The sequence below is a fragment of the Streptomyces sp. YIM S03343 genome (genome assembly GCF_054729195.1).
Map to the genome: position 1 here is coordinate 1621162 of NZ_JBPUKX010000001.1, position 20870 is coordinate 1642031.

A 20870-nucleotide genomic window follows, 5' to 3' on the forward strand; every position below is an offset into this window, starting at 1 on the left:
ACTTCAGGGTACCCGTCCCGGCATGAGCCCAGACGTCGATCTCACCGTCCTCCCGCCCGGCCGGCACCCGCTGCGCAACCGGCTGCTCAACCTGGACCTCCGGATCTTCCAGCTGGCCGCCGAGCGCCACTGGCCGGGCGCCGGGCCCGTCCTGCCGAGGCTGAGCCACGCCGCCAACCACGGGAAGCTGTGGTTCGCCACCGCGGCCGTGATGGCCGCCAGCCGCACCCCGCGGGCCCGTCGGGCGGCGACCCGCGGCCTTGTCTCCCTGAGCCTGGCCTCCCTCACCATCAACACCCTCGGCAAGCGCTCCGTACGCCGCCCCCGGCCGCTGCTGCACCAGGTGCCGACCGCCCGGCATCTGTCGCGCCAGCCCGTCACCACGTCGTTCCCGTCCGGTCACGCCGCGTCCGCGGCGGCCTTCGCGACCGGGATCGCCCTGGAGTCACCGGCCTGGGGCGCGGTGGTGGCGCCGGTCGCGTTCTCGGTGGCGGCGTCCCGTGTCTACACCGGTGTGCACTTCCCGAGCGATGTGCTCGCGGGCGCGGCGCTGGGCGTGGGAGCCGCCTTCGCCGTACGAGGCATGGTGCCGACCAGGCCCCAGGGCGCACCGCCCGCCCCGCCGCAGACCCTGTCGGTCTACCGTCCGCTCCCGAACGACTGACGAGCGGCCGAGCAAGAGACCGGCATGCACTGACACACCGTCAGTCCATATCCCAGAACGCAGATCTCACTATCCGGCATTCGCGCGTAGCGTGACCGACGAAGCCGCACGGAGCAGCGGGGCCGACGGGAAGGGGCACGGTCGTGCCGGAAGCACGGGAGACCGCCGTCTACACGCACGGGCACCACGAGTCGGTGCTGCGGTCGCACCTCTCACGCACCGCTGCCAACTCGGCGGCCTATCTGCTCGGTTCGCTCAAGCCCCATATGAAGATCCTGGACATCGGCTGCGGCCCGGGCACCATCACCGCCGATCTCGCGGCCCTGGTCCCGGACGGGCATGTCACCGGTGTCGACCGCGAGCCCGGCGTGCTGGACAGGGCGCGTACCGTGGCCGCCGAACGGGGCCTGGTGAACGTGGACTTCGCGGTCGCCGACGTGCACGCGCTGGACTTCCCAGACGCCACGTTCTGCGTGGTCCACGCCCACCAGGTGCTCCAGCATGTGGGTGATCCGGTGCGGGCGCTGCGCGAGATGCTGCGGGTGACCAAGCCCGGCGGTCTCGTCGCCGTGCGTGACGCGGACTACGCGGCGATGACCTGGTACCCGGAGATTCCGGGGATGACCGACTGGCTGGACCTGTACCGGCGGGTGGCCCGCGCCAACGGCGGCGAGCCGGACGCCGGGCGGCGGCTGAAGTCCTGGGCGCTGGCGGCAGGGCTCAGCGACGTCACGGCGTCCTCCAGCACCTGGACCTTCTCGTCCGGGGAGGAGCGGGCCTGGTGGAGCGGGCTGTGGGCGGAGCGCACCGTGGCTTCGTCGTACGCGGAGCGCGCCACGGAGGGCGGCCACGCCACCCCGGAGCAGCTGGCGGCGGTCGCCGAGGCGTGGCGGGAGTGGGGGAAGCGGGAGGACGGCTGGTTCAGCGTCCTGCACGGCGAGCTCCTGTGCCGCAAGCCGCGCTGAACCCGGCGGGCACGCCGAGAGCCGTACCGATCACAGATACACCCCCGCGAACGAGTAGGCCGCCGAGGGCCCGCTGAGCTCGACCCGGAGACCCGCCAGCTCAGGCAGCTCAGGCAGCTCAGGCCACTCCCGCGATCCCGCCGTACCACCTGTACCACCGCCCGCCCGCTCCACCAGCTCCACGAACTCCTCGGCCTGCGCCCGGGGCACCAGATACACGGCGTCGAGCACGCTCGCCCCGCCCTCACCGCTGTGCCGCATCCGGGCGTCCTCGGCATGGGCGGACAGCAGCTCGTGCAGCCGGGCCGCGGACGACTCCGCGGCCTGCGACCCGCCCGCCGGATCCCCGGCGTACGCCTTCACGCTCCATTGCACCCGCCCCTCCAGCCGGTCCAGGGTGCGCCGGAAGTCGTCCTCGCGGGCCTCGATCATGGTGCGTACACCGCTGTCGTCGCGGAAGACGGTGCCGAGCCGGAGCGGCAGGGGTGTGGTGACGGTGGTGAGCGCGTCGATCACGACCTGGTGGGCCCGCGCGGTCTCGGCACGCCACACGGGGTCGGCGAGGTGCACGCGCAGCGGCTCCGCGGCGAAGTCGCTCTCCGGCACCGTACTGACGACGGCGACCAGCCCGTGATGGCCCAGCAGCCGGGGCGGTGCGCCCGCCAGGCCGGTCAGCTGGGCCTGGAGGGGCGAGGCGAAGGGTCGGCACATGGCGTAGACGTACCGAAATCCGATCATGGCTGTCTCCTCACCGGCTCCCACCAGTCGACACCTGTTACGACTGCCCTGTCGACGGCGGTCGAATCGATCACGTGGCCGGGGCCCGGGCCCTAGGCTTTGCGCATGGAGATTCTGGGAGCCACGCTGCGGATCTGCGTCGACGATCTGGAGGCCGCGGTCTCCTTCTACGAACGGCTCGCGGGCACCACAGCCCTCCGTTTCGAGCGCGGCGGGGTGCAGGCCGCCGCCGTCGGCTGCTTTCTGCTGATGAGCGGCCCGGAGACCGAGCTGGAGGTGCTGCGCAAGGTGGCCGCGACGATCGCCGTGAAGGACGTCGACGAGACCAACCAGGTGCTCACGGAACTCGGCGCGCGGGTCCTCGCGGGCCCGCTGCCGACCCCCGGGGGCCGCAATCTGCTGGCGATGCACCCGGACGGTTCGGTCTACGAGTACGTGGACCGCAGAGTCTGACTACGAGTGCCTGGACCGCGGAATCCGAGGTGCCCGCGGCTGTAGGTCACCTGCCGGCGGCCCACATCTCGATGGTGAGCGCCCACCGCTCGTGGTCGCGCCAGGCGCCGTCGATGTAGAGCATGTCCGGTGAGTAGCCCTCCAGCCGGAAGCCGCAGCTGCGGGCGAGGGCGATCGACGCGGCGTTGAGCGGCTGCACATTGATCTCCAGCCGGTGCAGCCGCATCGGCCCGAAGGCACGGCCGATCACCAGGCCGAGCCCCTCGCGCATCAGCCCGCGCCCGGCGGCGTGCGCGAAGGCGCCGTAGCCGAGCGCACCGCACTGGAAGGCGCCCTCGACGATGCTGTTGATGTTGATGAATCCGGCGATCGCACCGCTGTCCTTCTCGCACACCAGGAATCCGGCCTTGGTGCGGTCCTCGATCAGCCGCCCGGCATAGGCGGTATAGGCGTCACCGGTCACCGGCGGGAACAGCCAGGGATGGTGCAGATCCTTGCTCTCCCGGGCGCGCGCGGTGAACTCTGCCCCGTCCTCATATGTGAAGTGCCGGATCCCCACCCGGGGTCCCTCGGCGAGATAACGATCGGCGACGTGCGGCATTCGGTCACCCTACGCCGACGCTGTCAGCGTCTTCTCATGAAATACCCCCCGCACAGAACGCCGATGATCGCGCTGATGAGGAGCGCGGACCACAGCGGCATCACGACCTCGGGGATCAGCAGCCGGATCTTGGTGTCGTGGGTGTTCTCGAAGATGAAGATCAGGCCGAGGGCGGCGAGCACCAGAGCGGCGACCCGGCCCGGCGTCATCGCCTGCCGGAAGGCACCGCCCTGCCCGTCTGCCGTACGACGCTTCTCTGAGGACTTCGTGGTCATACGACCAGCATGGGCCGCGTCCGCCGCCGCTGCGCGCCGGGCGCTGCTCCGAACGGGTGAGCCCCTGCCCTCCGCGAACGGATGAACCCCTTCCCGCTGGGCGTCCTCAGCCCAGCGCGGGCTCGTCCAGGGTCAGCGTTCCCGCTTCGGCGTCCAGTACGGCGCCCACCCCGAGAGGCAGGGTCAGCGCGCCCTCGCAGTGCCCGAAGCCGAACTCCTCCGCGACGGGTACACCGAGTGCGCCGAGGCGGTCGGCCAGCAGCGGGCGGAGTTCCTCGTAGGGTCCGCAGTGGTCCCAGGAACCGAGGGCGATGCCGCTCACACCGTCGAGGCGGCCCGCGCGCAGCAGCTGGGTGAGCGTCCGGTCGAGGCGGTACGGCAGTTCGCCGACGTCCTCCAGCATCAGCAGCCCGCCCCGCGCGGCGGGGATCTCGTGCGGGGTGCCGAGGTCTGCGGCGAGCAGGCTGAGGCAGCCGCCGAGGGTGACGCCTCTGGCCCGTCCCGGCACCAGGGTGCCGCCGCCGGTGGCGGTGACGACCCGCACGGACTCCGGGTCGAAGAGGGTCGCCCGCAGATGGTCCTGGGCCCGGGCGTTCTTGACGAAGTCGACGCCGGCTGCCGCGGGCCCGTACAGGGTGACCAGGCCGAGGCGGGCGGCGAACGCCTGGTGCAGCGCCGTGACGTCGCTGAAGCCGGTGAACACCTTCGGCCCGGCCGCCCGCATCGCGTCCCAGTCCAGCAGGTCGACCATGCGCTGTGCGCCGTAGCCGCCCCGGGCGCACAGCACGGCGGCCACCGACGGGTCGCACCAGGCGTTCTGGAGGTCGGCGGCGCGGTCCGCGTCGGTGCCCGCGAGATAGCCGAACTCGGTGTGCCGGTCCAGCACATGGGGTGCCACGACGGGGTCGAGGTCCCAGCCGCGCAGGATGTCGAGTCCGGCTTCGAGGCGTTCCCCGGCGACCGGACCGCTGGGCGCCACCACGGCCACCCGGGCTCCGGGGGCGAGCCGGGGCGGCCGTACGAGAGGCTTCACTTGGTCAGCTCCAGCACCGGCAGGCCCGGCTGACTGAGTCCGAACACCTGGGCGTACAGGGAGAGTTCGGCTTCCAGGGCGCGGACCATGGTGTCCGCGCGGCGGAACCCGTGGCCCTCGCCCTCGAAGGCGATGTAGGCGTGCGGCACCTGCCGTCCGGCGAGCCGGGAGAGGAACCGCTCGCACTGGGCCGGCGGGCAGATCACGTCGTCGAGGCCCTGGAGCAGGAGGAAGGGCACGCTGACGCGGTCGGCGTGCTCGACGGGCGAGCGTTCGACATAGCGGCCGAGGACCTCGTCGAGCGGTCCGACCAGGCTCTCCACATACTGCGATTCGAAGTCGTGGGTCTCCCCGGAGGCGAAGGAAACCAGGTCGAGGACCGGGTAGATGATGGTTCCGCAGGCGTAGACGCTGCCACCGACGCTACCGCCGAGGCCACTACCGACAGTGCCGCCGACACTGCTGCTGACACTGCTGCCGACGAGGGACGCGGCGGCGGTCCAGCCGCCCGCGCTGCCTCCGCGCACGGCGAGCCGCTCCCGGTCCGCGGTGCCCTCCTCGGCGAGCGCGAGCGCGACGGCCGCGCAGTCCTCGACGTCCACGACCCCCCACTGCTCGCGCAGCCGGTTGCGGTACTCCCGCCCGTACCCGGTGGATCCCCCGTAGTTGACCTCGGCGACACCGATGCCCCGGGAGGTGAAGTAGGCGATCTCCAGATCCAGCACCAGCGAGGAGCGCCCGGTGGGGCCGCCGTGCGCCCACACCACGAACGGCGGCAGCTCACCGCCGGGCGCGACGCACCCGGGGTTGTGCGGCGGATAGACGTGCGCGTGGATCTCCCGTCCCGCGGGCCCGGCGAAGGTACGGATCTGCGGCTCGGGGTAGAGCGCGGGGTCCACGGGGTCGGTGTGCCGGGCGCCGATCACCCGGGCCCCTCCGGCGAGCGCACCGCCCCCGCGCCCCGACGCCGGTGTCTCCACCTCGACGACCTCGAACCCGCTGCGCGGACTGGCGCCGACCCCGACGAGCCGCTCCCCGCGCACCGCGAGCGTCGAGGTGAACTCGGTCCAGGGGCCGCCCACATCGACGACATCGCCGCTCTCCGGATCGAGCACGCCGAGCCGGGTCGCACCGCGCCCGTGCACGACGGCGACGAGTCCGCTGTCGAGCGGCGCGAACCAGCGCTGGCCCAGCTTCCACAGCGCCCCGCCGAACTCCTCCTCGCGGGGACAGAGGGGTTCCCCGTCGCGGTACAGATTCCACCAGCCGCTGCGGTCACTGGCGTACAGCAGGCTCCCGTCGGCCGCCCAGTCGGCCTGGCAGACGGACTCCGCCTCCCCGCCCGCGACAACGCGCGCGTCACGCAGCACACCGTCCGCGCCGACCTCGGCCAGCAGCAGTTCGGTGCCGTCCCACGGCATCCGCGGATGGTCCCAGCCCAGCCAGGCGGCCTGATGCCCGTCGGGGGACAGACGCGGCCCGGTCACGAACCGGTGCCGCTGCGGGGCGAGTTCGCGTACGGCGGCGCGGTCGGCGGCGGCCGAGCCGTCCAGCGGTACGGCGGCCGGCACCCGCCGCAGGTCGCTCGGCCCCTCCCCCGTGAACTCCTCCAGTACGCACCACACCTCGCCGCGTTCCGGCCTGAGCTGCGGCTCGGCCCAGCGCAGTCCGCCGCCCACCGCCGAGACCGGGGTCAGCGGGACGGGTTCGCCGCCCGGCGTGAACCGGTACAGGCGCTGGTCGGCGAAGTCCGTGAACACCACAACCGGTTCGCCGTCCAGGACGGCCCCGGCCCAGGGCGTGCCGCCGTACTCGATGACCCGGCTGCGCACGTTCCACGGCGCGGGCAGCACGGACTCCTCCGTGCCGTCTGCGCGCCGTCTGACCAGGGTGCGCCTGCCGCCCTCGGTCGGGCGCGGTTCGGTCCACCACGCCTCGTCGCCGACGAAGCCCACATACTCGGGGTGCCCGTCGTGCGCGGCGGCCAGGGCCGCATCGATGGGCGAGGGCCAGGATCCGTACGCGAGTTGCCGCACTTCTTCCCCCATGTCACTTAGGCCGTCCGCAGGAAACGGTCGAGGACGCGGACGCCGAACTCCAGTGCCCCGACCGGGACACGCTCGTCGACCCCGTGGAACAGGGCCTGGTAGTCGAAGCCCTCGGGGAGCTTCAGCGGGGTGAACCCGTAGCCGGTGATGCCGAGCCGGGAGAACTGCTTGGCGTCGGTGCCGCCGGACATGCAGTACGGCACCACGTGTCCCTCGGGGGCGAACTCCTCGACGGCGGCGCGCAGTCCGGCGTAGGTCGGTGAGTCCAGCGGTGCCTGGAGGGCGACTTCACGGTGGTGGAACTCCCAGTCGACGTCGGGTCCGGTCAGCCGGTCGAGGGTTGTCCTGAACTCCTCCTCGCCGCCCGGGAGATAACGCCCGTCGACGTAGGCGACGGCCTCGCCCGGGATGACGTTGATCTTGTAACCCGCTTCCAGCATGGTCGGGTTGGCGCTGTTGCGGGTCGTCGCCTCGACGAGCCCTGCGGCCGGGCCCAGCTTCCCCAGCAGTGCGTCGACATCGGTCAGGTCGGGCTCGACGCCGTAGAGCGCGGCGAGTTCGATGAGCGCGGCCCGCACGGTCGGGGTGAGCCGGAGCGGCCATGCGTAATCGCCGATGCGGGTGATCGCGGCGGCGAGCCGGGTGACCGCGTTCTCGCCGTTGACCTTGGAGCCGTGCCCGGCCCGGCCGCGCGCGGTCAGCTTCAGCCAGGCGGTGCCGCGTTCACCGGCAGCGATGGGGTAGAGCTGCCGTCCGGCGCCGTCGTGGAACGTGAACGCCCCTGATTCGCTGATGCCTTCGGTGCAGCCCTCGAACAACTCGGGGTGTTTGTCGGCGAGGAACCCGGAGCCGTCGACGGCGCTGGCCTCCTCGTCCGCGGTGAACGCGATCACGATGTCCCGGCGCGGCAGTACGCCCTCGCGGGCCCAGCCGCGCACCACGGCGAGGATCATCGCATCCATGTTCTTCATGTCGACGGCGCCGCGCCCCCACACCACACCGTCGCGGACCTCCCCGGAGAACGGGTGCACGGTCCAGTCGGCGGCCTGTGCGGGCACCACGTCGAGGTGACCGTGCAGCAGCAGCGCGTCGGCTGAGGGGTCGCTGCCCGCGATGCGTGCGACGACGTTCGTACGGCCCTTGGTGCGCTCCAGCATGACGGGTTCGAGTCCCGTCTCCGCGAGCCGCTCGGCGGCGTACTCGGCGGCCGGGCGTTCCCGGCAGTCGCCGCCGCCTCGGTTGGTGGTGTCGATCCGGATCAGCTCGGAGGTGAACCGGACGACCTCGTCCAGCGCCCGCCGGTCAGCCATACTGCTCCTCCACCGCGGACGAGGCGATCGTGGTGACCGCCTTGAAGACCCGGATGCCCTCGTACATGGTGGCGCTGGTGTACGCGATCTTGCGCTCCCCGGTCTTCTCGACACCGGGGACGGCGGTGGCGGCGTCCGCGAGGTGCTCGGCGTCGAACTCGACGGCGACGGTGAACGGGCCGCCCCGCACGGGCTCGTACCGCACCGCGAGCGCGGCGGCCTCCTTGGCGGCGGCGCGGATCTCGGCGGCGGTGCGGGCGGGCGTACGGCACACGGCGGCGTAGCGCGACACATGGTCCTTGACGGCGACCTTGCGGGCCTCGGGCGCGTACCCCAGGGCATCCTCGCAGGCCACGTCGTCGCCGGTGACGAGGACGACGGGTACGCCGTACTCGGCGACGACATGCGCGTTGAGCAGACCCTCGCTGGCCCGTACGCCGTCGACCCAGACGCCGGTGATGGAGTTTGCGAGGTAGGTGTGGGCGAGGACGCCCTCCATACCGGCTCCGGCGTGGTAGCCGATGAAGGCGATACCGTCCACGTCGCCGTGCTGCACGCCCTCTACCATCGACAGCGCCTTGTGCCGCCCGGTGAGCATCTGCACCCGCTCGTCCAGCCGTTCGAGCAGCAGGTTCCGCATCGTCCAGTGCGCCTCGTTGATCAGTACCTCGTCGGCGCCGCCGTCGAAGAATCCGAGCACGGCGGCGTTGACGTCCGACGTGAACATGGAGCGGCAGCGCTCCCACTGGGGCGTGCCCGGCAGCACATCGCCGGGCCAGGTCACGCCGGTGGCGCCCTCCATGTCGGCACTGATGAGGATCTTCATACTTCGCCACGGTACGCGGTGCGGGGGCAACCGGCTACGAAGCGCAGCCCTCTGTCTGCCCTCCCGGCCCGCCCGCCGGGGCACACGCCCCGGAGCGCGACACCCCCGCGTCCGCCCCGTGCTGCCGGACGTGCGCCCCCTTCACCGGGGGACTGTTGCGGACCCTAGTTCGTGCGCCCCGCGACCCACCAGTTCGACGGCAGTTCGATGCGGGTGCCGTCGTCCACCCGTTCGGTGGTGATGAGGGAGAGTTCGCCGGAGGCGAGGATGGTGAGCCCGGCCGCGTGCAGGAACACGGGTACGGCGTCGTCGGCGACCTCACCGGGGGCGATGCCGTGCCGGAAGACCGGCGCCAGCTTGGGCGGAGGGCCGTCGGGGCGCGCGGCGAGGCCGCCGAGCACCGGGCGGGCGTGCTCGGAGAGCTCCAGCAGGAAGGCGCGGCCGTGCTCGCCGACCAGGGTCGCGATGGCGTCGACGAGGAGCTGGCGGTCGTCGCGTTCGGCCTGGTGGAGCACCCCGCGCATATAGACGTTGGAGTCGCCGAGTTCGGCGTGCAGATTCTGGGCGGCCGTCTTGTCGACCGCGTCGAGCAGCCGGTACGTCGCCATCCCCGCCGGGTCGGCGCGGCGGGCGCGGTCGAGGGCGGCCCCGGCGATGTCGGCGCCGACGACGTGCGGGAAGCGGTCGGCGAGGAAGCGGGTCTGGGTGCCGTTGCCGCAGCCCAGGTCCACCATCGGGAGGTTGGGATGCGTCAGGTACGGCTCGAAGAGGGCGAGATGGGGTCCGGCGGTGAGGGTGGGCTCGGTGTCCCAGAAGACGGCCCCCTGCTCCTCCGGGGCCTCGCTCCAGAAGCCCTCCCAGGCGGCCCGGTACCGACTCGTCACGCTCATGCCCAACTCCCCCAGGGTGCGGCGCCGATCCGTCAAAAAAGTGACGGGTCAGTACGGTGTATCGCGCCCCGGGGCACACTCACAAGCAGGCGGCGCATTCCTTCACGCCGCATTCGACGCGTGTACGCCCCTTGTGCCCTCCGTGCGCCCCATGCGCACCGCGAGTGGGCCGCGCTCCCTGAGCGGCCCGGGCGAAGTCGGCTACGGTTCAGCAGCACCCCCAAGGGGCGCGGGGAACTGCGCGACCAGCCACGACGGGCCCGCAGACGATCGACGGCCCGTCGCGGCCCTTCCCGCACGGCGCTCAGCCGCGTCCGCGGCGCGGCAGCGTCAGTTCGAACCAGACGGTCTTGCCCGCCCCGGTCCTGCTGGTGCCCCACTCGCGGGCCAGGGTGCTCACCACGCGCAGCCCCCGGCCGGACTCGTCGCCTGGTCCGGCGCTGAGCAGGGTGGGCAGGTCGTGGTCGTCGTCGTCCACCTCGCACAGCAGGGTGTCGCCGAGGACCAGCCGCAGCTGCACGGGGTGGCGGTGGGAGTGCCGGACGGCGTTGGTGACGAGTTCGCTGACCATCAGTTCGGCGGCGTCGGCGAGCCGGGCCAGGCCCCACTCATGGAGCTGTTCGCGTACCGCGGCGCGGGCGCGGCCGACCTCGGCGGGGTCGAGGGGCAGGCGCCACTCGGCGACGTTCTCGGGGTCGATGCCGCCGAGGCGGGCCATCAGCAGGGCGACGTCGTCCTTGCGGCCGCCGCGGGTGTTGAGGGCGCGGATGATCGTGTCGCAGGCGTCGTCCATGGACGCGGCCGGGTGCGCTGCCGACTCGCAGAGGGTGGCGAGTCCGACACCGATGTCCTCGCCGCGCACCTCCACCAGTCCGTCGGTGCACATCACCAGCCGGTCGCCGCTCGACACCGGCACGCGCTGCGCCTCGAAGGGCACCCCGCCGACGCCGATCGGCGCGCCCGTGGGCAGGTCGAGCAGTTCGCTGCGGCCGTCCGCGGCGCGCACCAGGACCGGCGGGATGTGACCGGCATTGGCGATCACAAGTTCGCCGGCGATGGGGTCGTAGACCGCGTAGAGGCAGGTGGCGAGGTAGGTGTCGCCGAGGCGCTGGGCGAGGTCGTCGAGGTTGCGCAGCAGTTGCGCGGGCGGTAGGTCGAGCCCGGCCATGGTCTGTACGGCGGTGCGCAACTGGCCCATCATGGCCGCGGAGTTGAGGCCGTGGCCCATGACGTCGCCGACGACGAGGGCGGTGCGGGCGCCGGGCAGTTTCACGGAGTCGAACCAGTCGCCGCCGATCCGGCCGAGCAGGGTGCCGGGCAGATAGCGGGTGGCGATGTCGCAGCCCGCCATGCGCGGCGGGATGTGCGGCAGCATGCTGTCCTGGAGGGTCTCGGCGACGCTCTCCTGATAGGTGTACATGCGCGCGTTGTCGAGGACGAGGCCCGCGCGGGCGGCGAGTTCGGCGCCGGTGACGCGGTCCATGTCGTTGAACTCGACGCGCGCCGGATGGCGCAGCAGCACCATGAAGCCGAGCACGACATTGCGTGCCTTGAGCGGGACGACCAGCATCGAGCGGCCGTTGATGAGGGGCCGGATGTCGCGTTTCTCGAACTGCGAGGCGATGGCGTGGGCCATGGGTTCGCTGATGCGCGGAACGAGGACGGGGTCGCCGGTGGTCATGCACTGGAAGAACGGGGTATGCGCGGGGAACGGCATGGCCTCGCCGACCGGGATGACGTCGTCCCAGCGGCCGGGTTCGTCGGTGTGCTCGACGGCCACGCGGTGCCACATCGTGGTGGTGTCGGGCACGCCGTCGGGGAAACCCTCACCGGCGACGACCTGTTCGCGCAGATAGGTGCCGGCGACGTCGGTGAAGCGCGGTACGACGGCCTTGCAGACCTCGACGACGGTCCGTGACAGATCGAGGGATGTGCCGATGCAGCCGCTGACCTCGTTGAGGAACTCCAGGCGTTCGCGGACGGCCGCGAACTCGAGGTCCTCCGCGTCGTCGTACTCCGACTCCGCGGTGCTCCCGTCGTGCTCGGCCGCCGGCAGGCCATGGGCGGCGGCGCGGGCGGCGCGCTCGCGGCGGGCCGTGCGCTCGGCGCGCCGGGTCACGCCCCAGTCGGGGGTGACGGGCACCCGGTCGTTCTGGCTGAACTCCAGGACCGGATAGCCGAGTTCGAGGACCTGGGCGACGATGCGGGCGCTCTCGCCCACGCTCATGCTGGGCAGGATGTCGGGCAGTCTGCGGGCGAGGTCCTCGGCGCCGGGGAAGTCGGTGTGCAGCGCGAAGCCCGGCGCGATGCGCTCGTACGCGGTGTCCCGGCCGGGTTCCGCGGGGCGCAGCGCGGCGGCGTCGGCGGCGAGCACGAGCAGCCGCTCAGCGCCGGGGCCGACCAGCGGGTACGCCCACCACAGCACGTCCGCGCGGTCCCGGCCGGGCACGGTGAGGCGGGCGCGGCCCGCGGCCGGGTAGGACAGCCGTCCGCCGAGGGAGGACTCCAGGTCGGGGCCGAGTCCGTCGTACGCGGTGAACGCTCCGTAGGGAGTGATCTCGTCGTCCTCCGGGAGCGCTCCCGCGACGGGCAGCAGGTCTCCCACGGGGCGGCCGATGGCCTCCTCCTTGGCCGCGCCAAAGAGTCGGTTGGCGCCTCTGCTCCAGTGGGAGACCAGGCCTTCGCGGTCGACCACGACCACGGCCAGCGGGATGCGGCCGGACACGGCGCCGCCCGCTGTCACACCGTCACCGGCCGTGCGGCCGGGAGGCGTGTCCCCTTCGGTGCCACGGTCCATGGCCCAGGCCCTCTCTCCCCACGGCTCCCTCAAGATCTGCCGCCTTCACTACCGTACGGCTGCGGCCGGTTGCGATGTGTGGCAATGCCTGAAATTGGTTTCAGTCGTCCGCGCCGGTGTGCTGGTCCGCGCCCGGGTCCGCGTCCGACGTTCGGTCCGGTCGGTCGATCCGGTCCGTCCAGTCCGTCCAGTCCGTCCGGTCCATCCCGTCCATCGGGTCTGTCCAGTCCCTCCGGTCCATCCCGTCCATCGGGTCTGTCCAGTCCCTCCGGTCCGTCCGGTCCGTCCCGTCCTCGTGACCGAGTCTCAGGTCGTGTTCTGTGTGCACCCCGCCCGGCACGTGCAGCACGGTGGCAACGGGCGGGTAACCGGTGGCCACGACCGTGTACTCGCCGGTGGTGAGGTCGGCAAACCGGTAGGTGCCGTCGGGGCCGGTGACGAAGGTGTCGACGGGGTTGCCCAAGGCGTCGTGGAGGGTCACGCGCGCGTCCTCGACGGGCCGTCCGGCGCCCGTGCGCACGGTGCCGCGCAGCACGGCGCCACCGGTGAGGACGGCGTCCTGGCGGGTGGCGCGGGCCGCCCTCACGGTGACGGGCAGCGCGGTGGGGCGCAGGGCGGGCGCGCCCGCGGCGAGGGTGTACTCGCCCGCCGTGATGTCGTCCAGCGTGTAGCCACCGTCGCGGCCGCTGCGGGTGGTGGCGGTGACCTCGCCGTGGGCGTCGGTCAGGGTGACGGTGGCGTCCGGCACGGGGCTGCCGTCCGGTGTGCGCACGCTGCCGCCGAGCCGGCCGGTGCCGTCGAGGACGACGTCGAGTTCGACGGGTCCTCCCTCGGCGCTCACCAGGACCGCCTGGGGCTGGTGCCCGGCCGCGGCGGCGATGAGGACGTACGGTCCCCGGCCCGGCGCGGTCAGTGCGTACCCTCCGTCGGCGTCACTCTCGGCGCGCCCGGTCTGGCGTCCGGCGGCGTCGACGAGGGTGAGTGTCGCGCGCGGGACGCCGGTGCCGTCGCGGTGCCGTACGGCGCCGTGCACGGTGAGGGCGTCCGTGAGCGGGGTGCGGGCCTGCGGGATGGCGGCGTCCAGGGGGACGGTGTCCTGGAGGAGGACGGCCAGGGGGACGGTGTCCCGGTGCTCGGTGTCCGGGGGAATGGTGTCGTGCACCGGCTCGGCGGGGGTGTGGCGGGCGGGCAGGGGTCCCTCCTTGAGGAAGCAGGAGAGCAGCAGGCCCATCAGGAGCACCGGGACGAGGAACAGGAAGATGTGCGGCATCGCGTCGGCGTACGCGCGCGCGTAGGTGTCGCGGAGCGCCGGGGGCAGGGCGTGGACGAGCTGCGGGGTGAGGGAGCGCGGGTCGGGCAGCGGGGCGCCGTCCGCGCGCGTGGGCAGGATGTCGGTGAGCCGGGCGGTGAACAGGGCACCGAAAAGGGCGGCTCCGGCGCTGCCGCCGATCTGCCGGAAGTAGTTGCTGGCGCTGGTGGCGGTGCCGAGGTCGGCAGGGCGCACCGAATTCTGCACGGCGAGGACCAGGACGGGCATCACCATGCCGATGCCGGTACCGAGGACGGCTGTCCAGAGGGCGAAGTGCAGCCTCGGCGTGTCGGCGTCGAGCCGGGACAGCAGCCACATGCCGGTGGCGGCGAGCGCGCTGCCGATCAGGGGGAACGGCTTGTAGCGGCCGGTGAGGCTGACGAGCTGTCCGGTGAGGACGGACGCGCCGACGATTCCGCCCGTCATGGGCAGCATCAGCAGCCCGGCCCCGGTGGCGGAGACGCCGTGGGCCATCTGGAGGAAGGTCGGCAGATAGCCGACGGCGCCGAACAGGGCGGCGCCGGCCACCAGGCCGACGAGGTTGGTGACGTTGAAGACGGAGTCCCTGAACAGCCGCAGCGGGACCAGGGGTTCGGCGGCGAGGCGTTCGGCGACCGGGAAGAGGGCGGCGCAGACGAGCGCGCCCGCCGCGAGAAGCGCGACCTGGCGGGAGTCCCAGGCGTAGCGGGTGCCGCCCCAGGCGGTCAGCAGGACCAGGCAGGCCGAGAGGGCGGCGAGCAGCAGGGTGCCCGGGACGTCGAGCCGGGCGCGCCTGGCCGGTTTGGGCAGTCTCAGCACGACGCTGACGACGGCCAGGGTGACCAGGCCGAAGGGCACATTGACGTAGAAGCACCACCGCCAGGAGAACTGGTCGGTGAGCCAGCCGCCCAGCAGCGGGCCCGCGACGGAGGCGAGGCCGAAGGCGGCGCCGATCAGGCCGAGATAGCGGCCGCGGCTGCGGGGCGGCACGATGTCGGCGGTGATCGCCTGGACGCCGGTGAGGAGGCCGCCCGCTCCGGCGCCCTGGACGGCGCGGAAGGCGATCAGCTCCTCCATGGTCCGGGCGCGTCCGGCCAATGCGGAGCCTGCGACGAAGACCAGGACGGCGAACTGGAAGACGCCCTTGCGGCCGAGGAGGTCGCCGAGCTTGCCGTAGACGGGCAGGCCGACGGTGGCGGTGAGGAGATAGGCGGTGATCGCCCAGGACATCCGGTCCGCGCCGTGCAGTTCGCCGGCGATCCGGGGCAGCGCGGTGGCGACGATCATCTGCTCGAGCGCGGCCAGCAGCAGCGCGAGCGTGAGCCCGGCGAAGACCAGCCGGACCCGGCGCGGGCCGAGTCCGGCGGGGGCGGTGGGCGGAGGGTCCGGGGCGTGCGAGGGCGCCACGGCCGGTTCGTCCCGCACCAGAGTCGTACCGCCCACGTTCCGCTCCCCTCGCCGTGCCCGCACGGCCCGCACATCCCACGCCTCGCACGGGTCGCGCGTCGCCCGTACACGGTGGACAACGGCGGCCGGGCACGGCGGGTTACGGCGGCGCGAGGGCCCGGGCCGGGTTGCACCCGATCCGGTGAGGAGCGTCAACGCCCTGAAGGGGCGCGGGGCTGTTTCGATCTGCGGCTCCGCCGCGATGGGGGCACCTCCCTGCTCGAACGAAGTTGAGAGCTTGGGGGAGCGACCAGCCACGACGGCGCCGCAGACGAACACACGACACATCGCAGCACTGACAGCGGAGCGCTCCGCGCTACTTCTCGACCTCGGCGGCCAGACGGGCAAGCACGGCGTCGTAGATCCGGCCGAGGCCCTTCGGCGCGAAGGTCCGCTCGAAGAAGCCGCCGATGCCGCCCGCGCCCTGCCAGGTGCTGGTGACCACGATGCGCGATCTGCCCTCCCCGGCCGGGGTGACGCGCCAGGTGGTGACCATGGAGGAGTTGCGGTCCTTCTCGACGAGTTCGCCTTCGGTGGGCTCACTGACCTCCAGGAGGCAGTCGCGCACCCGCTTGCTGGTGGCCTGGAGCCGCCAGTGGACGAGGGTGCCCTCGCCGTCGCCGCCCTCGCGCACCTCGTACTCGCTGAACTGCTCGGGGAGCAGTTTCGCGCGGGTACCGGCGTAGTCGGCCACGGCGTCGAACACGCTCTCCGCGTCCGCCGTGACGACTCGCTCCGTAGTGGCCTCGACCTGCGCCATCGCTTCCTCCTGCAGCTCGGCTTCGGGGTTCGGACAAGCCAACCATCCCCGTGCCCGGCCGCCCAAATCGGGGTGCGCGAACCGATCGGAACCCGGTTCCGGATCCGGTCGGAAACGAGCTCGCACGATCAAGGGAACATATGTTCTATTCTTCGGACAGTGCTACCGAGGAGGCCTCATGCGCTGGGAGAACCTCACAGCCGAGTCCGGCGACCACCGCAGGGCGGCCGATCCCGCACTGTTCGACGCGGACGAGGTGACCACCCGTACCTTCGACACGCCCGAGTTCCGCGGGATCACGTTCCATGAGATCCAGGCCCGTTCGATCATCAACCGGGTACCGGGAGCCTCCCGTATGCCCTTCGAGTGGACGGTCAACCCGTATCGCGGCTGCACCCACGCGTGTGTCTACTGTTTCGCCAGGAAATCGCACAGCTATCTGGACCTCGACACCGGTCTCGGCTTCGACAGCCAGATCGTGGTCAAGGTGAACGCGCCGGAGCTGCTGCGCCGCCGGCTCGGCTCGGTGCGCTGGACGGGCGAGCACATCGCGATGGGCACCAATGTCGACTGCTACCAGCGCGCGGAGGGCCGCTACCGGCTGATGCCGGGCATCATCGCCGCCCTGCGCGACCACGCGAATCCCTTCTCGATCCTGACCAAGGGCACCCTGATCCTGCGCGACCTGGATCTGCTGGTGCAGGCAGCCCAGGTCACCGACGTCGGGGTCTCGGTCTCCGTGGGCTTCGTCGACGAACGGCTGTGGCGCACGGCGGAACCGGGCACGCCCGCACCGGAACACCGCCTGGAGGTGGTCCGTGTCTTCGGCGAGCACGGCATCGGCTGCGGGGTGCTGATGGCGCCGGTGATCCCCTTCCTGGGCGACGACCCGGCGCAGTTGCGCGCCACCGTGCGGGCGATCGCGGCGGCGGGCGCCACCTCGGTGACCCCGCTGGTGCTGCATCTGCGGCCCGGCGCACGCGAGTGGTTCATGGCCTGGCTCGGCCGGGAGCACCCGCATCTGGTGCGCCGTTACGAGCGGCTGTACGCGGAGGGCGCGTACGCCCCGAAGTGGTACCAGCGCCGGATCACCCGTCAGGTGCACGAACTGGCACGGGAGTACGGCATCGGCCCCACGCACGCGGGACAGCACCGGCGGCCCGCGCAGCCCCGCCCGTCACCCCCGCACGATCCGATGAGACCCGTCACGCCTGCCGCATCCCATACGCCTCGTACAGCGGAATCAGTCCAACTCACCCTGATCTGAGAGCGTTGGAGCGCATCTGACGGCCCAATTGGGTCAAGTATCGCCAGAACGCGTTCACCCGAGTGACCTTTCCGGGACGATGCGGCGAGGACCGCGACAGCCGCGGCCCGAAGCCCTTCGTCCCGGGAGGACTCATGAGAAAGCGCGCAGCAGCGCTGTGCGGCGCCGCCGTCGTCGTGGCCGGTACGTTCACCGCCGTCCCCGCCGACGCGAGCACACCGCACGCCGCGGCGGCCGTCCCGACGGCGAAACCCACCTGGAAGAAGTGCGCCACCGACGACTACCCGACGCTCCAGTGCGCGTCGCTGAAGGTGCCCCTCGACTACGCGCACCCGGGCGGCCGGCAGATCACCCTGGCCCTGTCCCGCGTCCCGCACACGTCGTCCACCTATCAGGGGCCGCTGCTGGTCAACCCGGGCGGCCCGGGCGGCAGCGGACTGACCCTCGCCGGGTTCGTGGCGTCGGCGCTGCCCAAGTCGGTGGCCTCGCAGTACGACGTGATCGGCTTCGACCCGCGCGGGGTGGGCGCGAGCAAGCCCGCCCTGGACTGCAAGCCCGGTTTCTTCAACCCGGTCCGCCCGGACTCGGTGCCGTCGACGCCCGCCATCGAGAAGGCCGACCTGGAGCGCGCCAAGTCCTTCGCCGCCGCCTGCGGCAGGAAGTACGCGAGCCTGCTGCCGTACATCGACACGGTCAGCGCCGTGCGCGACATGGACTCGATCCGCCGCTCCCTGGGCGCGAAGAAGATCAACTACTTCGGTTACTCGTACGGCACCTATCTCGGCGCGGTCTACGCCAAGCTGTTCCCGCGTCAGGTGCGCCGTCTGGTTCTCGACTCGATCGTCGACCCGACCGGGGTCTGGTACGGCGACAACCTCGACCAGGACTTCACCTTCAACGACCGGCAGCGCGCGCTGATGGCGTGGATCGCCAAGTACAACTCCGCCTACAAGCTGGGCACCGATCCGGAGAAGATCGAGGCCGAGTGGTACGCGATGCGGGCGGCCCTGGCGAAGAAGCCGGCGGGCGGGAAGGTCGGCGCATCCGAACTGGAGGACACCTTCCTGCCGGGCGGCTACTACAACGGCTACTGGCCCTACCTCGCCGAGGCGTTCGCGGCCTACGTCAACGACAAGAACGCCGAGCCGCTGATCGAGGCGTACGAGACCTTCGCCGCGGTCGACTCCTCGGGCGACAACGGGTACAGCGTCTACACCGCGGTGCAGTGCCGTGACGCCGCCTGGCCGCGGAACTGGAACCGGTTGCGCGCGGACAACTGGGCGGCGTATGAGAAGGCGCCGTTCATGACCTGGAACAACGCCTGGTACAACGCACCGTGCGCGTTCTGGCCGACGCGCTCGCTGAAGCCGGTGAACATCGCCAACGGCAAGCTCCCGCCCGCGCTGCTCTTCCAGGCCACCGACGACGCGGCGACCCCCTACGAGGGCGGCGTCACCGTCCACCATCTGCTGGCGGGCTCCAGCCTGGTCGTCGAGCAGGGCGGCGGCAACCACGGCATCACGCTGAGCGGGAACACCTGCCTGGACGACTACCTGTCGGCCTACCTCGCCAAGGGCACGGTGCCGCGCGGCAGCGGTGTGGCCGACGCGGTGTGCGAGAAGCTGCCCGACCCGAAGCCGCTGAGCACGAGCAGGACGATGGCATCCACCACGGTGTCGCACGGCACGGCCCCGCACGACCTGGGCCTGCACGGCCTGGGCCTGCACGGCCTGCTCGGCCCCCGCGGCTGACACCCCCTCACCCCGACGCCCCCGGTGCATCGTTGCGACGGTCCGCCGGGGGCGCTGTCACGCCCATGGTCCAGGATGGGCCGATGAACGAGAACTTCGCGTTACGGCCGATGCGGCTCGGCGACTGCGAGCGGGTGGCCGAGATCCGAGTGCGGGGCTGGCAGTCGGCCTACCGGGGCCTGATACCGCAGCCGTATCTCGACGCCCTGAGCGTGGCCGTGGACGCCGAGCGGCACCGGGAGCGGCTCGGGCGTGCCGAGGGCGCGGGGGTGGACCTGGTGGCCGAGTCCGGCGGGCAGGTCGTCGGCTGGGCGTGCCACGGTCCGTGCCGGGACGACGACACCGGCACAGGGGACGCCGAGCTGTACGCGATCTACGTCGCCCCCGACCGCCTCGGCACCGGCGCCGGGCGCGCGCTGCTGACGGAGTGCGTACGGCAGAGCGCCGCGGGCGGCCGGGCGCGGATGTTCCTCTGGGTGGTGAAGGAGAACACCCGCGCGCGGCGCTTCTACGAGCGGGCCGGTTTCCGTGCCGACGGGGCCGAGGAGCCGTTCGAGGCGGGCGGGGTCGAGATACCCGAGGTGCGCTATGTCGCGGAGTTGGCGGACGGCGCACCCGAGTGAACGAGAAAGGGGCGGCCGAACAACCGGCCGCCCCTCCGTCTCACGTCAACCGCGCGCGGCCATCCGCACGAACGCGGCCCATCCATCGACGCCGACAGAGAGAAATGCCTCCCCCGGCTGCTTGGAGTCACGGACGAGTACTGCCGTACCGGCGTCCGCAACCTCGACGCAGTCACCGCCGCTGCCGGAGCTGTAACTACTCTTGTGCCAGTTCAGCGCGCCAGCGGCAGGCCCGGGGCTGCTTGCCTTCATAGCTCTCCCAACAGCTTCTCGACGAAGGTCAGGGACTCCGTGGGAGTCAGCGCCTGCGCTCGGAGAACGCCGTACGTCGCTTCCAGCGGACTGACCTTCTTGGGCTCGGTGTACAGGATGCTCGCCTCCTGCACCTCCATGTAGGCAATCCTGCGCTCCTCTTGGAGATGGATCAACGTGAATGCGCCACCAAGTCCTGCATGCTGGTGGCGCCTTGTCGGCATGACCTGCATCTCGACGTTGCGCATGCACGCGTACATCACCAGCTGTTCCAACTGGCCACGCAGCACTTGGTCACTGCCGACGGGGCGACGTAGAGCCTGTTCCTCGATGACGAAGCTCAGGAGCGGGGCCGGACTCTTGGGAAACAGTTTCTGCCTCTCCATCCGCGCGGCCACGCGCTGCTCAACGACCTCTTCGCTGAGCAGTGGACGCCACATGCTGAAGACGGCTCGTGCGTAATCCGGCGTTTGCAGAAGCCCCTTGACCACGTGATTGTCGTAGGCGTGCAACTGCTCTGCCTCCGCCTCCAGTTGCGCGTATCGCCGAAAGAAGGAGGGGTACCGCGCCTTGGCCACCTCTTCCTTCATGGCGATCAGCACTTCCCGCCCGTCCACCACGTGATCCACTGCGTCGATCAGATCCGGCTTGGCAATCCGCCGCCCCTGCTCCACCGCCGCGATCATTGCCTCGCTGTACCCGACATGGTCGCCACCTGCACCTGTGTGAGCCCCGCGGCCTCCCGCAGCAGCTTCATCTGGCGGCCGAAGCAGCGCAGGAACGCGACGTTCGAATCCGACTCCGTGCTGCCCGCGCCCGAATCCATACCCATGTCCATCGCACTCGCCCCCTTGCCGCCGAAGCTGCCGATCAAGCCGATCCC

The 20870-nt window shown here is 71.7% G+C and carries 19 protein-coding genes and 1 pseudogene; 6 read left to right on the forward strand and 14 right to left on the reverse strand.

Annotated features, from left to right (window positions below; translation table 11 throughout):
* Positions 1 to 22 precede the first annotated feature (22 nt).
* A pseudogene (locus ACSYGN_RS07145) lies at positions 23 to 628 on the forward strand (phosphatase PAP2 family protein); the annotation flags it as partial.
* Between the two features lie 179 nt (positions 629 to 807).
* Complete coding sequence (locus tag ACSYGN_RS07150; RefSeq protein ID WP_460393004.1) at positions 808 to 1629, forward strand: class I SAM-dependent methyltransferase; 822 nt, start codon at positions 808 to 810, stop codon at positions 1627 to 1629.
* Positions 1630 to 1659: 30 nt separating this feature from the next.
* Here ACSYGN_RS07150 and ACSYGN_RS07155 read toward each other — a convergent pair whose 3' ends face one another.
* Positions 1660 to 2367: a GvpL/GvpF family gas vesicle protein gene (locus tag ACSYGN_RS07155; protein ID WP_460393006.1), complete on the reverse strand. Its 708-nt coding sequence runs from the start codon at positions 2365 to 2367 to the stop codon at positions 1660 to 1662.
* Positions 2368 to 2472: 105 nt separating this feature from the next.
* Here ACSYGN_RS07155 and ACSYGN_RS07160 point away from each other — a divergent pair, with 105 nt between their 5' ends.
* Complete coding sequence (locus tag ACSYGN_RS07160) at positions 2473 to 2820, forward strand: VOC family protein (RefSeq protein ID WP_460393008.1); 348 nt, start codon at positions 2473 to 2475, stop codon at positions 2818 to 2820.
* A gap of 46 nt (positions 2821 to 2866) precedes the next feature.
* Here the strand turns inward: ACSYGN_RS07160 and ACSYGN_RS07165 are convergent, their stop codons facing one another.
* From ACSYGN_RS07165 to ACSYGN_RS07210, 10 genes are all read right to left on the reverse strand, one after another.
* A complete protein-coding gene (locus ACSYGN_RS07165; RefSeq protein ID WP_460393010.1) occupies positions 2867 to 3421 on the reverse strand; it encodes a GNAT family N-acetyltransferase in 555 nt (184 codons plus the stop codon).
* Between the two features lie 23 nt (positions 3422 to 3444).
* The gene (locus ACSYGN_RS07170) at positions 3445 to 3630 is read right to left on the reverse strand and encodes a LapA family protein (protein ID WP_460403277.1); all 186 of its coding nucleotides are present in this window, start codon (positions 3628 to 3630) and stop codon (positions 3445 to 3447) included.
* Positions 3631 to 3802: 172 nt separating this feature from the next.
* A complete protein-coding gene (locus tag ACSYGN_RS07175) occupies positions 3803 to 4729 on the reverse strand; it encodes a S66 peptidase family protein (protein WP_460393012.1) in 927 nt (308 codons plus the stop codon).
* Positions 4726 to 6777: a prolyl oligopeptidase family serine peptidase gene (locus ACSYGN_RS07180; RefSeq protein ID WP_460393014.1), complete on the reverse strand. Its 2052-nt coding sequence runs from the start codon at positions 6775 to 6777 to the stop codon at positions 4726 to 4728. Before ACSYGN_RS07180 ends, ACSYGN_RS07175 begins: the two co-directional genes overlap by 4 nt.
* A gap of 5 nt (positions 6778 to 6782) precedes the next feature.
* Complete coding sequence (locus tag ACSYGN_RS07185; protein WP_460393016.1) at positions 6783 to 8087, reverse strand: M20/M25/M40 family metallo-hydrolase; 1305 nt, start codon at positions 8085 to 8087, stop codon at positions 6783 to 6785.
* Positions 8080 to 8913 carry a M55 family metallopeptidase gene (locus ACSYGN_RS07190; protein ID WP_460393018.1) on the reverse strand — a complete coding sequence of 278 codons (834 nt, stop codon included), beginning with the start codon at positions 8911 to 8913 and terminating at the stop codon, positions 8080 to 8082. The genes ACSYGN_RS07185 and ACSYGN_RS07190 overlap by 8 nt, the downstream gene beginning before the upstream one ends.
* A gap of 164 nt (positions 8914 to 9077) precedes the next feature.
* Positions 9078 to 9803: a class I SAM-dependent methyltransferase gene (locus tag ACSYGN_RS07195; RefSeq protein WP_460393020.1), complete on the reverse strand. Its 726-nt coding sequence runs from the start codon at positions 9801 to 9803 to the stop codon at positions 9078 to 9080.
* 304 nt (positions 9804 to 10107) lie between these two features.
* Positions 10108 to 12600, reverse strand: coding sequence for an ATP-binding SpoIIE family protein phosphatase (locus tag ACSYGN_RS07200; protein WP_460393022.1), 2493 nt, complete (start codon positions 12598 to 12600; stop codon positions 10108 to 10110).
* Between the two features lie 100 nt (positions 12601 to 12700).
* Positions 12701 to 15331 (reverse strand): MFS transporter, encoded by a 2631-nt coding sequence (locus ACSYGN_RS07205; RefSeq protein ID WP_460393024.1) that lies wholly within the window; start codon positions 15329 to 15331, stop codon positions 12701 to 12703.
* A gap of 319 nt (positions 15332 to 15650) precedes the next feature.
* Positions 15651 to 16094: an SRPBCC family protein gene (locus tag ACSYGN_RS07210; protein ID WP_460393026.1), complete on the reverse strand. Its 444-nt coding sequence runs from the start codon at positions 16092 to 16094 to the stop codon at positions 15651 to 15653.
* 178 nt (positions 16095 to 16272) lie between these two features.
* Here ACSYGN_RS07210 and ACSYGN_RS07215 point away from each other — a divergent pair, with 178 nt between their 5' ends.
* The 3 genes from ACSYGN_RS07215 (at position 16273) to ACSYGN_RS07225 (ending at position 19735) form a co-directional block, all read left to right on the forward strand.
* Positions 16273 to 17361 carry an Rv2578c family radical SAM protein gene (locus ACSYGN_RS07215; protein ID WP_460393028.1) on the forward strand — a complete coding sequence of 363 codons (1089 nt, stop codon included), beginning with the start codon at positions 16273 to 16275 and terminating at the stop codon, positions 17359 to 17361.
* A gap of 134 nt (positions 17362 to 17495) precedes the next feature.
* Positions 17496 to 19112 carry an alpha/beta hydrolase gene (locus ACSYGN_RS07220; RefSeq protein WP_460393030.1) on the forward strand — a complete coding sequence of 539 codons (1617 nt, stop codon included), beginning with the start codon at positions 17496 to 17498 and terminating at the stop codon, positions 19110 to 19112.
* 83 nt (positions 19113 to 19195) lie between these two features.
* The gene (locus tag ACSYGN_RS07225; protein WP_460393032.1) at positions 19196 to 19735 is read left to right on the forward strand and encodes a GNAT family N-acetyltransferase; all 540 of its coding nucleotides are present in this window, start codon (positions 19196 to 19198) and stop codon (positions 19733 to 19735) included.
* Between the two features lie 45 nt (positions 19736 to 19780).
* Here ACSYGN_RS07225 and ACSYGN_RS07230 read toward each other — a convergent pair whose 3' ends face one another.
* From ACSYGN_RS07230 to ACSYGN_RS07240, 3 genes are read right to left on the reverse strand one after another with little or no spacing between them, the layout of a single operon-like run.
* Entirely contained in the window at positions 19781 to 19987 is a 207-nt protein-coding gene (locus tag ACSYGN_RS07230) for a DUF397 domain-containing protein (RefSeq protein ID WP_460393034.1), read from the reverse strand.
* On the reverse strand, positions 19984 to 20673 hold the full coding sequence (locus ACSYGN_RS07235; RefSeq protein WP_460393036.1) for a DUF5753 domain-containing protein: 690 nt from the start codon (positions 20671 to 20673) through the stop codon (positions 19984 to 19986). Before ACSYGN_RS07235 ends, ACSYGN_RS07230 begins: the two co-directional genes overlap by 4 nt.
* Positions 20670 to 20861 carry a helix-turn-helix domain-containing protein gene (locus ACSYGN_RS07240; protein WP_460393039.1) on the reverse strand — a complete coding sequence of 64 codons (192 nt, stop codon included), beginning with the start codon at positions 20859 to 20861 and terminating at the stop codon, positions 20670 to 20672. Before ACSYGN_RS07240 ends, ACSYGN_RS07235 begins: the two co-directional genes overlap by 4 nt.
* Positions 20862 to 20870: the final 9 nt, after the last annotated feature.